General features: G+C 41.9%; 10 protein-coding genes. 4 read left to right on the top strand and 6 right to left on the bottom strand.

The window, feature by feature from the left end; translation table 11 throughout:
• Positions 1–37 precede the first annotated feature (37 nt).
• Positions 38–2026 (bottom strand): excinuclease ABC subunit UvrB, encoded by a 1989-nt coding sequence (uvrB, locus tag KZX55_RS00985; protein WP_248022875.1) that lies wholly within the window; start codon positions 2024–2026, stop codon positions 38–40.
• A 180-nt stretch (positions 2027–2206) separates the two neighbouring features.
• Between uvrB and KZX55_RS00980 the strand changes: the two genes are divergently transcribed.
• The 3 genes from KZX55_RS00980 to zwf all read left to right on the top strand — a co-directional run bounded on the left by KZX55_RS00980 (position 2207) and on the right by zwf (position 6748).
• Positions 2207–4372, top strand: coding sequence for an ABC transporter substrate-binding protein/permease (locus KZX55_RS00980; protein ID WP_248022872.1), 2166 nt, complete (start codon positions 2207–2209; stop codon positions 4370–4372).
• Positions 4372–5112, top strand: coding sequence for an amino acid ABC transporter ATP-binding protein (locus KZX55_RS00975; RefSeq protein WP_007516801.1), 741 nt, complete (start codon positions 4372–4374; stop codon positions 5110–5112). The genes KZX55_RS00980 and KZX55_RS00975 overlap by 1 nt, the downstream gene beginning before the upstream one ends.
• Before the next feature lie 148 nt (positions 5113–5260).
• Positions 5261–6748, top strand: coding sequence for a glucose-6-phosphate dehydrogenase (gene zwf, locus KZX55_RS00970; RefSeq protein ID WP_084867388.1), 1488 nt, complete (start codon positions 5261–5263; stop codon positions 6746–6748).
• A 44-nt stretch (positions 6749–6792) separates the two neighbouring features.
• On the opposite strand, the gene ftsY is transcribed toward zwf, so the two are convergent.
• The 3 genes from ftsY to KZX55_RS00955 are packed head-to-tail and all read right to left on the bottom strand — an operon-like array spanning position 6793 to position 9677.
• Positions 6793–8064 carry a signal recognition particle-docking protein FtsY gene (gene ftsY / locus KZX55_RS00965; protein ID WP_248022869.1) on the bottom strand — a complete coding sequence of 424 codons (1272 nt, stop codon included), beginning with the start codon at positions 8062–8064 and terminating at the stop codon, positions 6793–6795.
• 3 nt (positions 8065–8067) lie between these two features.
• A complete protein-coding gene (locus tag KZX55_RS00960) occupies positions 8068–8886 on the bottom strand; it encodes a Cof-type HAD-IIB family hydrolase (protein ID WP_096422132.1) in 819 nt (272 codons plus the stop codon).
• The gene (locus KZX55_RS00955) at positions 8886–9677 is read right to left on the bottom strand and encodes a Cof-type HAD-IIB family hydrolase (RefSeq protein WP_248022859.1); all 792 of its coding nucleotides are present in this window, start codon (positions 9675–9677) and stop codon (positions 8886–8888) included. Before KZX55_RS00955 ends, KZX55_RS00960 begins: the two co-directional genes overlap by 1 nt.
• A gap of 205 nt (positions 9678–9882) precedes the next feature.
• On the opposite strand from KZX55_RS00955, the gene KZX55_RS00950 reads away from it, so the two are divergent.
• Positions 9883–10578, top strand: a complete 696-nt coding sequence (locus KZX55_RS00950; protein ID WP_000136037.1) for a VIT1/CCC1 transporter family protein — start codon at positions 9883–9885, stop codon at positions 10576–10578.
• 39 nt (positions 10579–10617) lie between these two features.
• On the opposite strand, the gene KZX55_RS00945 is transcribed toward KZX55_RS00950, so the two are convergent.
• Together KZX55_RS00945 and KZX55_RS00940 are read right to left on the bottom strand one after the other, a co-directional pair.
• Positions 10618–12606, bottom strand: coding sequence for an FtsX-like permease family protein (locus KZX55_RS00945; RefSeq protein WP_000489341.1), 1989 nt, complete (start codon positions 12604–12606; stop codon positions 10618–10620).
• A gap of 1 nt (position 12607) precedes the next feature.
• On the bottom strand, positions 12608–13366 hold the full coding sequence (locus tag KZX55_RS00940) for an ABC transporter ATP-binding protein (RefSeq protein ID WP_248022857.1): 759 nt from the start codon (positions 13364–13366) through the stop codon (positions 12608–12610).
• Positions 13367–13418 lie beyond the last annotated feature (52 nt).

Here is a 13418-nt window from a genome sequence, read left to right as displayed (position 1 = left end):
AGCAATTTGGCTAATTAAATTTGACTTAAGAGCCTCTCTACCCCAACGCCTTCACTTCCAACATCATATCACGAATCTGAGCTGCCAGTTCAAAATCAAGCACTTCGACGGCTTCTTGCATTTGTTTTTCGAGTTTTTTGACGAGTTCCTTGCGTTCTTGTTTGTTGAGACTATTGATATCGACTTCCTTGTCCTCTTCCTTGGCAACTGCCTTAGTTACAGTGATCAGGTCACGGATTTCTTTCTTAATGGTTTGTGGTACGATACCGTGCTCTTCATTATAGGCCATCTGGATTTTCCGGCGGCGAGCTGTTTCATCGATAGCACGTTGCATAGACTGAGTCATGGTATCAGCGTACATGATAACATGTCCTTCGCTATTACGAGCAGCACGACCAATGGTCTGGATGAGGCCACGTTCGTTACGAAGGAAACCTTCTTTGTCAGCATCGAGAATGGCAACCAAGCTTACTTCAGGAACGTCAATTCCTTCACGAAGCAGGTTGATTCCGACCAAGACATCAAAGACACCCAAGCGCAGGTCACGGATAATCTCCGTCCGCTCCAAGGTCTTGATATCCGAGTGCATGTACTTAACCTTGATCCCCATTTCCTTGAAATAGTCGGTCAAGTCCTCTGCCATTTTCTTAGTCAAAGTAGTGATAAAGGTTCGTTCGTTCTTTTCAACACGGGCATTGATTTCACCTAGAAGGTCATCTATCTGCCCCATAGTTGGACGCACTTCCACCTCAGGGTCCAAGAGACCTGTCGGTCGAATGATTTGCTCAATCACTGTCTCGGTCTGTCCATTTTCATAGTCACCAGGTGTTGCTGAAACGTAGACAATCTGATGCACATGACTTTCAAACTCTTCACGGCGAAGGGGACGATTGTCCAGGGCAGACGGCAAACGAAAACCATAATTCACCAACATTTCCTTACGAGAACGGTCACCATTATACATACCCTTGATCTGACCCATGGTCATGTGGCTCTCATCAATCATAATCAGGAAATCATCTGGGAAGAAATCGAGCAATGTATAAGGAGGCTCTCCTTCGCTCCGTCCATCCATGTGGCGTGAGTAGTTTTCAACACCGTTGGTATAGCCCATCTCGCGCAGCATTTCGATATCATACTCTGTCCGTTGCTTTAAGCGTTGTGCTTCTAGCAGTTTGCCTTCCTTTTCAAAGATAGCTAACTGCTCCTCCAACTCCGCCTGAATCTTGGCAATGGCAACTTCCATATGGTCGTCATTGGTCACAAAGTGAGTCGCTGGAAAAATCGCCAGATGATCCACTTCTCCCAATACCTGACCTGTCAAAGCCTCTACTTCACGAATACGGTCGATTTCGTCTCCGAAAAACTCTACTCGAAAAGCGTGTTCATCTCGAGAGGCTGGGAAAATCTCCACCACATCCCCACGAACGCGAAATCTTCCCCGTTGGAAATCAATATCATTGCGCTCAAACTGAATATCTACCAAGTCATTCAAGAGTTTATCACGAGAAATCTCAAGGCCTGGACGGAGACTAACGACACTATCAGCGTATTCCTTGGGCGAACCTAAACCATAGATACAAGAAACAGAAGCCACGACGATGACATCGTTACGCTCCAGAAGAGCCGAAGTCGCTGAGTGACGGAGCTTGTCAATCTCATCATTGACAGAGCTGTCCTTCTCAATATAGGTATCGCTCGAAGGGACATAAGCCTCGGGTTGGTAATAATCATAGTAAGATACAAAATACTCAACAGCATTTTCAGGGAAAAATTCCTTAAATTCTCCATAGAGCTGACCAGCCAGAGTCTTATTGTGGGCAATGACCAAAGTTGGTTTATTGACTTTGGAAATGACCTGACTCATGGTATAAGTCTTCCCAGTACCAGTCGCGCCCATCAGAATCTGTGCTTTTTCTCCGCCCTCGATATTATCGACCAACTGCTCAATCGCTTGGGGTTGATCTCCTGATGGTTCATATTTTGATACTAGTTTAAATTTATTATCTGTAATTCGATTTATCATGATTGCCTCATCTGAATTTTTCTATCCTTCTATTTTACCATAAATTTACTTTTCAGACTCTACTCTAGGTTGATAAGAGTTAGTGTTTCATGTTACATTTCCTTACATAAAATTCATAAAATTTGCCTTTTCGCCTTTTTTCTGGTATAATGGAAAAATATTCGGAAAAGGAGACTAAAAATGAAGAAAATAATACTAGCATGTTTGCTCATTTTATTTCCCATTTTCTCACTAGGTATAGCAAAAGCTGATACTGTTAAGATTGTGTCAGATACAGCTTACGCACCTTTTGAGTTTAAAGATTCAGATCAAACCTATAAGGGGATTGATGTTGATATTATCAATAAAGTCGCAGAAATCAAAGGATGGAACATCCAAATGTCTTATCCTGGCTTTGATGCAGCTGTAAATGCAGTGCAGTCAGGTCAAGCAGATGCTATTATGGCAGGTATGACAAAAACAAAAGAACGTGAAAATGTCTTTACCATGTCTGATACCTATTATGATACAAAAGTTGTCATTGCTACCACTAAGGCAAATAAAATCACCAATTATGAGGAACTTAGCGGGAAAACAGTTGGAGTTAAGAACGGAACTGCCGCTCAACGCTTCCTCGAAAGTATCAAAGATAAATACGGTTTCTCTATTAAAACCTTTGATACAGGTGATTTGATGAATAACAGTCTAAGTGCTGGTGCTGTAAATGCCATCATGGATGACAAACCTGTTATTGAGTATGCGATTAACCAAGGACAAGATCTCAGCATCAATATGGATGGTGAGGCTGTTGGAAGCTTTGCTTTTGGTGTCAAGAAAGGGAGCAAGTATGAATACTTGGTTACCGAGTTTAATGAAGCCCTAGCACAAATGAAGAAGGATGGTAGCTTGGAGCAAATCATCCAAAAGTGGACGGCTTCTAAAACTACGGCAAGCCCAACAACAACTACTGCTGCTGGACAAAAAGCTACTCCTGTGAAAAGCAAGTACATTATTGCCAGCGACTCATCTTTCGCCCCATTCGTTTTTCAAAATTCAAGCAATCAATACACCGGTATTGATATGGACCTCATCAAGGCCATTGCCAAAGATCAAGGTTTTGAAATTGAGATTACCAACCCAGGATTTGACGCAGCCATTAGTGCTGTTCAAGCTGGACAAGCAGATGGTATCATTGCTGGTATGTCTGTAACAGATGCTCGTAAGGAAACCTTTGACTTCTCAGAATCATACTACACAGCAAATACGATTCTCGGTGTGAAAGAATCAAGCACAATTACTTCTTATGAAGACCTCAAGGATAAAACTGTCGGTGTTAAAAACGGAACTGCTTCTCAAACCTTCCTTACTGAAAACCAAAGCAAGTACGGCTATAAGATTAAAACCTTTGCAGATGGCGCTTCTATGTATGACAGTCTGAATACTGGCTCTATCGATGCCGTGATGGATGATGAGCCAGTTCTCAAATATTCTATCAGCCAAGGGCAAAAATTGAAAACGCCAATCGCTGGAACTCCAATCGGTGAAACAGCCTTTGCGGTTAAAAAAGGTACAAATCCTGAATTAATCCAGATGTTCAATAACGGACTTGCAAACCTCAAGGCTAACGGAGAATTCCAAAAGATTCTTGACAAGTATCTAGCTAGCGAAACATCATCTGACTCTACAAGTACGGTTGACGAAACAACTATCTGGGGTTTGCTTCAAAACAACTATAAACAACTTCTTAGTGGACTCGGAATCACTCTTGCTCTAGCTCTTATCTCATTTGCAATTGCCATTGTCATCGGTATTATCTTCGGTATGTTTAGCGTTAGCCCATACAAATCTCTTCGTCTGATCTCTGAGATTTTCGTTGACGTTATTCGAGGAATTCCGTTGATGATTCTTGCAGCTTTCATCTTCTGGGGAATTCCTAACTTCATCGAATCGATTACAGGCCATCAAAGTCCAATTAACGACTTTGTAGCTGGTACCATCGCCCTCTCACTCAATGCAGCAGCTTATATCGCTGAAATCGTTCGTGGTGGGATTCAAGCTGTTCCAGTTGGGCAAATGGAGGCCAGTCGCAGTCTTGGTATCTCTTATGGAAAAACCATGCGAAAGATTATCTTGCCACAAGCAACTAAATTGATGTTGCCAAACTTCGTCAACCAATTCGTTATCGCTCTTAAAGATACAACCATTGTATCTGCTATTGGTTTGGTGGAACTCTTCCAAACTGGTAAGATCATCATCGCCCGTAACTACCAAAGTTTCAAGATGTATGCAATCCTTGCTATCTTCTATCTTGTAATTATCACGCTTTTGACTAGACTAGCGAAACGCTTAGAAAAGAGGATTCGTTAATGGCAAAACTAAAAATTGATGTAAATGATTTGCATAAGTATTATGGAAAAAATGAAGTTTTAAAAGGCATTACTACTAAATTCTATGAAGGGGATGTTGTCTGTATCATCGGTCCTTCTGGTTCTGGTAAATCCACTTTCCTCCGTAGCCTTAACCTTCTCGAAGAGGTAACGAGTGGCCACATCACTGTGAATGGTTATGATTTGACTGACAAATCAACCAATGTCGACCATGTTCGCGAAAACGTTGGAATGGTCTTCCAACATTTCAATCTCTTCCCTCACATGTCCGTTCTAGAGAATATCACTTTTGCTCCGATTGAACACAAACGAATGACCAAAGAAGAAGCTGAGAAATTGGGGATGGAGTTGCTTGAAAAGGTTGGACTAGCAGATAAAGCTAATGCCAATCCAGATAGTCTTTCAGGTGGTCAGAAACAACGTGTAGCTATCGCTCGTGGACTTGCCATGAATCCTGATATCATGCTCTTTGATGAGCCAACTTCCGCTCTTGACCCTGAAATGGTTGGAGATGTACTGAATGTTATGAAGGAATTGGCAGAACAAGGCATGACCATGATTATCGTAACCCATGAGATGGGATTTGCTCGTCAGGTGGCTAACCGTGTTATCTTTACGGCTGATGGTGAATTCCTGGAAGATGGGACACCAGATCAAATCTTTGATAATCCGCAACACCCTCGTCTAAAAGAGTTTTTGGACAAGGTCTTAAACGTATAAAACGAAAGTGTGAGGTTCTCCTTACACTTTTTTTATTGCGTATTGGATTTTTGATTTTTTTGAAAATTATGATAAAATAAAAGCTATGACAATGAGAAAATCTCATCCCTAGTCCAACTAGGAAAAAATATAGAAATTAGGTAGCTAGATGTCATCAAAGGTTATTGTTACAATTTTCGGTGCGAGTGGAGATTTAGCTAAACGCAAACTCTACCCTTCCCTTTTCAGGCTCTATAAATCAGGCAATCTCTCTGAGCATTTTGCTGTTATCGGAACAGCTCGTAGACCTTGGAGTAAAGAATATTTCGAATCTGTTGTTGTCGAGTCCATCCTTGACTTGGCAGATAGTACCGAGCAAGCCCAAGAATTTGCTAGCCACTTCTACTATCAAAGCCATGATGTGAATGATACGGAACATTACATTGCTTTGCGCCAATTACAAGCTGAGCTGAATGAAAAATACCAAGCTGAACACAATAAGCTCTTCTTCTTGTCTATGGCACCTCAGTTCTTTGGAACCATTGCCAAGCACCTCAAATCTGAAAACATTGTTGATGGCAAAGGTTTTGAGCGCTTGATCGTTGAGAAACCATTTGGTACAGACTACGAAACAGCTAGCAAACTCAATGAAGATCTCCTTGCGGCCTTTGATGAGGAGCAAATCTACCGTATCGACCATTACCTAGGTAAAGAGATGATTCAGAGTATCTTTGCTGTTCGTTTTGCCAATATGATCTTTGAGAATGTTTGGAATCGCGAACACATCGATAATGTTCAGATTACCTTTGCGGAACGCTTGGGTGTTGAAGAACGCGGTGGCTACTACGATCAATCTGGCGCCCTTCGTGATATGGTTCAAAACCATACTCTCCAACTTCTCTCTCTTCTAGCTATGGACAAACCAGCTAGCTTTACAAAGGATGAGATTCGTGCTGAAAAGATAAAGGTCTTTAAAAACCTCTATCATCCAACTGAGGAAGAATTGAAAGAACAGTTTATCCGTGGTCAATATCGCTCTGGTAAAATCGATGGCATGAAATACATCTCCTATCGAAGCGAGCCAAATGTCGATCCTGAATCTACAACAGAAACCTTTGCATCTGGGGCCTTCTTTGTAGACAGCGATCGCTTCCGTGGTGTTCCCTTCTTCTTCCGTACAGGGAAACGTCTGACTGAAAAAGGGACTCATGTCAACATCGTCTTTAAGCAAATGGACTCTATCTTTGGAGAACCACTTGCTCCAAACATTTTGACCATCTATATCCAACCAACTGAAGGCTTCTCTCTCAGCCTCAATGGGAAGCAAGTCGGTGAAGAATTTAACCTGGCTCCAAGTTCTCTGGATTACCGTACTGACGCTACTGCTACTGGAGCCTCACCAGACCCATACGAGAAATTAATCTACGATGTCTTGAATAACAACTCTACCAACTTTAGCCACTGGGATGAGGTAAGTGCTTCTTGGAAATTGATTGACCGTATCGAAGAGCTCTGGGCTGAAAATGGCGCCCCACTTCATGACTATAAAGCCGGAAGTATGGGACCTCAAGCTAGCTTTGACTTACTTGAAAAGTATGGAGCCAAATGGACCTGGCAACCAGATATCGCCTATCGTGAAGATGGACGTTTAGAATAGCAAAAATATCCTGCAAGATTAACTTGCAGGATATTTATTTTGTATTAAATCAAGCCCTCTAAAAGACCCTTCATAAAGTTTTCTGAGTTAAATTCCCCGATATCATCGATTTTTTCACCGAAACCAATCAATTTTACAGGGATATTGAGTTCTTCGCGTATAGCTAGTACAACACCACCTCGGGCAGTTCCGTCAATTTTTGTCAAAACAATTCCTGTCAATGGTGTTATCTTAGAAAATTCCTTAGCTTGTACCAAGGCATTCTGTCCAGTTGACGCATCAAGGGCCAGGAAGGTTTCATGGGGTGCCTCTGGAACGACACGCTTGATAATGCGACCAATCTTTTCCAACTCGGCCATAAGGTTGTCCTTGTTTTGCAAACGACCTGCTGTATCAATCATGAGAATATCAATCCCTTCTGCTACAGCACGTTCCATCCCATCAAAGACCACACTTGCTGGATCAGCCTTTTCAGGCCCCGTCACAACAGGAACATCCACACGTCGGCCCCATTCAGCTAGCTGGGCAACAGCTCCAGCACGGAAGGTATCTGCCGCAACCAACATGACTTTCTTTCCAGCTTGTTTGTAGCGATGAGCCAATTTCCCGATAGAAGTTGTTTTCCCAACACCATTAACACCAACAAAGAGCATGACTGTCAAACCATCTTGGAAGTGGATTTGTTCATCATAGTTGCCATCCTTCTCATAGAGTTCAACCAATTTCTCGATAATGACACGACGAAGTGCGTCAGGCTTCTTAGCGTTTTCGAGTTTGGCTTCATAGCGTAGTTCTTCTGTTAAGTTTGAAGCGACTTGCACACCAACGTCGCTCATGATAAGCAGTTCTTCCAATTCCTCGAAGAATTCTTCATCGACAGAACGAAAGTTGGCAAAGAAGGCATTCAAACGAGCACCGAATCCCGTACGGGTTTTTTTGAGACTACGGTCATATTTTTCCTGAACGGTTTCTTCAACCTGAGGACTTTCTTCTACGACTTCAGACGCGAGCTCTTCTTCAGTTTCTACAGTTTCTTGGTTCTCTTCTTCTAGAATTTCTTCCGGCTCTTGGAATTGTTCCAGTTCATCAGATTCTAGCTCAAGCTCTTCCTGAGCAGTTTCCTCGACTGCTTCTGGTTCAATAACTTCTTCTGTCGAGATCTGAGGAAGTTCTTCTTGAGCAGGTGTTTCTTCCACTTTGTCCGTCGCTGTTTCTTCGACCTCTTCTGACAAATCAAGATTTTCCAGTGCTTCTTTTACAACATCTTCGATTTTTGGCTCTTCTTTTTTTCCGAATAAACGGTCAAATAATCCCATTTTTTAACTCTCCTTTAGCACATATTCTTCGATAGCCCAGGCAACGGCTTCCTCGTCGTTGGTCATCGGAGTAATCACATTTGCAACTGCCTTAACTGCTGGAACTGCATTTTGCATGGCAACTCCTAGACCTGCCCACTCAATCATGGAAAGGTCATTGGCCTCGTCACCACAAGCCATGACTTGACTTTGATCGATTCCTAAGTGTTTAATTAATTTCGCTAAACCTGTTGCCTTGTGGACGTTTTTCGGCGACCATTCCAATAAGAGTTCACGCGATTTGAAGATTTCGTATTGGTCAAACAATTCAGGAGAAATCTGTTGAATCGCCGCATCCAAAGGTTCTTGGGCAAAGGCAGTCACACATTTATTATACGTCATCTGACTAGATAGATCTTCAAAAGCGACAGGTACGAAAGTCAGGGCTGGGTTGAACTTAGCATAGAGACTTTCTTGGTCTGACTGGATTTGATAGACGGTTCCTTCTGAAATGGCATCTAACGGTAATCCCAGTTTTTCAGTTTCTTCGTACAATCGTGCCACATCGTCGATTGAAAAGACTGTTTTATCGAGAATCTCTCCTGTATTTTTCTGTACCAGACCACCATTAAAGGTGATGGTGTACTCATCCTCCTGACCGTCAGTCCCTAGCTCATGGAGAAAGAAATCCATAGCCTTCAGAGGACGTCCCGTTGTCAGAACGACCTTGATGCCACGGTCACGCGCAGCTTTGAGGACCTCCTTGGTACGATCTGTCAGCTTTTTATCCGTTGTCAGCAAGGTTCCATCTAAATCGAGTGCAATCAATTTAATATCTGCCATTACAAACCCTCCATATAAGTCATCACTGATTGGTCCTTATGGTGCCCAATCACTGCTTCTGCTAATTCTAAAATCTCTGGTCGCGCATTTTCAGGAGCGATTGGGTGCCCAACAACCTGCATCATATGAAGGTCATTGAGATTATCGCCAAACGCCATAACCTGATCCATGGTTAGACCAAGTTTTTTTGCCAGCTCAACAATAGCCACACCCTTATCAACGTAGTCCAAGACAATATCGATGGATTCATAACCTGTTGTCATGGCTTTCACACCAGAAACATTTTCGTTGACCCAGGCCTCTCCAGCTTCTATCGTTTCTTCAGTAAAGTTAGTAGTGAATTTAAAAATCTCATCTGTGATATCTTCCAAACTCGCTACTTTTTGAATGTTTTCATTGTAGTGACGACTAAACATCAGATAGGTCTCATCCACTGTATCCAAAACATAACAAGCTTTTTTCCCTGTCAGAAGCATTTTTCTTTCATCAAAATAGGGTGATTTCTTTAAAGCTTCAAAAGTGCTCAAGTAAAAATCCCGAGACATAGTAGCCTCATACATATCCTCACCATGAAACTCAACATAGCTCCCGTTTTCAGCTATAAAAATCACTTCATCACGCACATCCGCAAATAACTTTTTAAGGGACAAGATACCGCGACCTGAAGCCACTGCAAAATAAATCCCCTTTCCCTTGTAGGAAACAAGTAGGTTTTTGAGGCGTTCCATATCAAACCGCCCCTCTCCATCTAGAAAGGTCCCATCCATATCGGTTGCTACAAGTTTAATCATAAAATCCTTCATTCTCCAATTGATAAATCTATCTTCTATTATACCATAGATAAGTTTAAAAAGTTCCAGTACAGCAGGATAGCACTACTTTTTCGGAGAAACTTCAAAGGACCTAAAAATTAGAATCGTAGAACTTTTTTCAGATAGTTTAAAAAGTTTGTATTCCCCTACTCTTTTCTCTATAATGGAGAGAAAGGAGATGACTATGACAGAAATAAAACATGAAATTGATGCTAACTTTGCAGGACGACTCAATATCCTACGCGCAGGTGTTCTGGGTGCCAATGATGGAATTATTTCCATCGCTGGAGTCGTTATCGGCGTTGCCAGTGCGACCAGCAATATCTGGATTATCTTTTTATCAGGTTTAGCGGCTATCCTCGCTGGTGCTTTCTCTATGGCCGGTGGCGAATATGTCTCTGTATCCACTCAGAAAGACACGGAAGAAGCCGCTGTTGCTAGAGAACAGTTGCTCTTGGATAAGGATATCGAATCTGCAAAACAATCCCTCTATGCTGCCTATCTTCAAAACGGTGAGTGTGAAACGTCCGCCCAACTTTTGACCAACAAGGCCTTTTTAAAAAATCCACTCAAAGCCTTGGTTGAGGAAAAATACGGTATCGAGTACGAAGAATTTACCAATCCTTGGCATGCTGCGATCTCTAGCTTTATCGCCTTTGTACTGGGAAGTCTTCCTCCTATGCTTTCAATCACCGTCTTTCCAAGTGACTATCGTATTCCTGCTACTGTTTTTATCGTGGCCCTTTCCCTTCTCGTCACTGGCTATACCAGTGCTAAACTAGGCAAGGCTCCTACGAAAACAGCTATGATCCGCAACCTCTGTATCGGACTTCTGACCATGGGCGTAACCTTCCTCTTGGGACAACTCTTTAGCATCTAAGCTAAAAGAAATACCTCGATAAATATCGAGGTATCTTTTTTACATTTGCACAATCTTGCGGTAGCTTCTTGAGGTAATCATAAAGATCAAGACATAGACGATGAGGAAGATCGCACAGATGGAAAGTGTAACGGTCAACATCATGGTTGCATCTAGCACCCCAATGACTTTTAGGATGAGACTAAGCATATGATAGGCAAAGGCAAGATGTAGGAAGGCAAAGAGCAATGGGAGGAAGAAAACAGTTAGGACCTGTTTATTAATGGTTTGCTTGATTTGCTTTTGATCGAGACCGACTTTTTGCAAAATGATAAAGCGTTCACGGTCTTCATAGCCTTCAGAGATTTGTTTGTAGTAGATGACAAGAACTGTTCCCACCATAAAGATGATAGAGAGGAAGATACCGATGAAGAAGACTCCACCAAAGAGAGCACTCATCTGCGCACTGCTATCAGCTAGATTGCTTCCGTAAACATAGCTTCCTTCTTTGCTTAATTCTCTATTAAAATCACCAAGGAATTTTGAATAGTCGTTGGCAAGTTTGAGTTGCTCTTCCTCACTAGCTGTTACATTCATACCACCGTAGTATTGATTAAAGATGGAAGAATTAGGATGCTGGTCAAGAAAGACTTGTAGGTCAGGAACAACCAGATAGTTATAGTCCGAAGTTAGAATATTGTACTGATTTGGGACATGTTCAAGAATAAAATCTTTTTTGATTTCTTCTTTGATCGTGTAGGTCTGGTTATTTAGAGTCAGTTCTTTCTGTCCTTGAAGTTCTTTGTTTTTAGTAAACAATCCAACTTCCTTTCCTGAAAGTGCGAGTTTTTGCCCCGTCATATTCTCATAGTCTTTTTGGTCAAAGACCATAAAAACAGTTTTCGGTTGAACACGGTTTTGACCTTTGTCAAAGATTGTTAATTTCGTACCTTCTTGATTTGCTACACCAAAGCTACTGTATGTAAGAACTTCTTTCTTTGTAACAGTCAATCCCTTATCACTAGCATACTGGTCTAGGAGTTTATTTATGTCTTCTTTTTCAATATTCTGTCCTGTAATTCCAAAATCATGTGGATTCATGACTTTCTTGAAAGTTTCAGAGCCTTTAAAGATACTCGTTGCAGCAGACATTGTCACCAAGACCATGGTAGAGAGAATTGCAATCGTTGCAAGACCCACCGCATTTTTCTTCATACGAAAAATGAGATTGGATACGGAAATCATGTTGTTAGGTTGGTAATAATAACGCTTGTTTTTCTTTAAGATTTGTAGGAAAACTGTGATTCCTGCATTGAAGAGAAGATAAGTTCCCAAAATTACCAACAAGACTGCTACGAAGAAAATCAGAACAGCAGAAAGTGGATTTTCAACTGTTACTGCTAGGTAATAACCAGCTCCCAAACTGATTAGACCTAGAATAGTTTGAAGGCCTAAGAAACGTCCTTTTTTCTCACCACTGGCCTTTTCACGAGAGAGTTGAAGGGCATTCATGCGTGCAATACGAAAGGCATTGATAAAAATCAGACCTAGGAAGATAGCTCCAAAGACGATGAGAACTAGGATAAAGACAATTGGTTGGAAAGTCGAAACGAGCTCCACTTTCATTTTCATCAGCTTCAGAAGAAGGGCAAAGATTAGCTTATCAAAGAGAGCTCCTAGACCGAGACCAGCTGTCAAGGTTAAGGAACCAAAAATAAGAAGCTCCTTAAAAACCATACTGATCAAATGGCGCTTTTCAAGACCCAGCATACCATATACACCCAGCTCCTTGGAGCGGTTCTTCATGACAAAACTATTGGCATAAAGTACAATAATTCCAGAAGCGATGGTAACAACCACCATACCGAGAGCGAGGGTCATAGAGATAGTTTCTCCCCCTCGAATCTTGCCTATGTTAGGATTAAGTGACAAAGAGTAAAAGAGATAAGTGATGGTCACAGCTAAGAGAACAGCAAGAGCAAAGGGATAGTAGAGTTTGCGGTTTTTGATTAAGTTCGAAACCGCTAACTTATTGGTTAATCGAAACATACTAATTCACCTCGCTCGCCATGACTGTCAAGGTATCAGAGATTTCTTGGAACATTTGACGTTCTGTCTTGTCTCCACGGTAGATTTGGTTGTAAAGAATGCCGTCCTTGATAAAGAGAACGCGCTTGGCCCTACTAGCCGCCGCTGTTGAGTGGGTTACCATGAGAATGGTTTGCCCGCGCTCATTGATTTCATCAAAAACATCTAGAAGAGCTGCAGATGACTTGGAGTCAAGGGCTCCTGTTGGCTCATCGGCAAGTAGAATTTCAGGCTCGGTAATGATGGCGCGTGCTACTGCAACCCGCTGTTTTTGCCCACCAGAGATCTCGTAAGGGTACTTCTCTTGCAATTGGTTGATGCCTAAATTTTCAGCTGTTACCACCAATTTCTTCATCATCTCAGTAATAGGCTTTCTTGATAAGACCAAGGGAAGCAAGATATTGTCCTTAACAGACAGGGTATCTAACAAGTTAAAGTCTTGGAAGACAAATCCCAACTTCTCACGACGGAAGCTAGAAGCCTGAGAATTTTTAATGGTTGCTGTGTCTGTTCCGTTTAGGTAAACCTGCCCGCGAGTTGCTTTGTCAAGCATTGCTAGAATGTTGAGCAAGGTAGACTTCCCTGATCCAGACTCTCCCATGATAGCAACGTAGTCACCCTTTTCTACTGTAAAGTGAATGTCTTTAAGAGCCTCTACTTGGTTGCCTTGGAAACGTGTTTTGTAGATTTTTTGAACGTGTTTTACATCTAAAAGTGTCATGATTTTCTCCTTCTTAATATCCCATCATTTGAAACTGTGCTTGCATCATAGC

The organism is Streptococcus halitosis (assembly GCF_023147855.1).
In the GTDB taxonomy this organism is placed as follows: domain Bacteria; phylum Bacillota; class Bacilli; order Lactobacillales; family Streptococcaceae; genus Streptococcus; species Streptococcus halitosis_B.
Note: the sequence above shows the minus strand (reverse complement) of the source record. Positions and strands in the feature narration are given on the sequence as shown.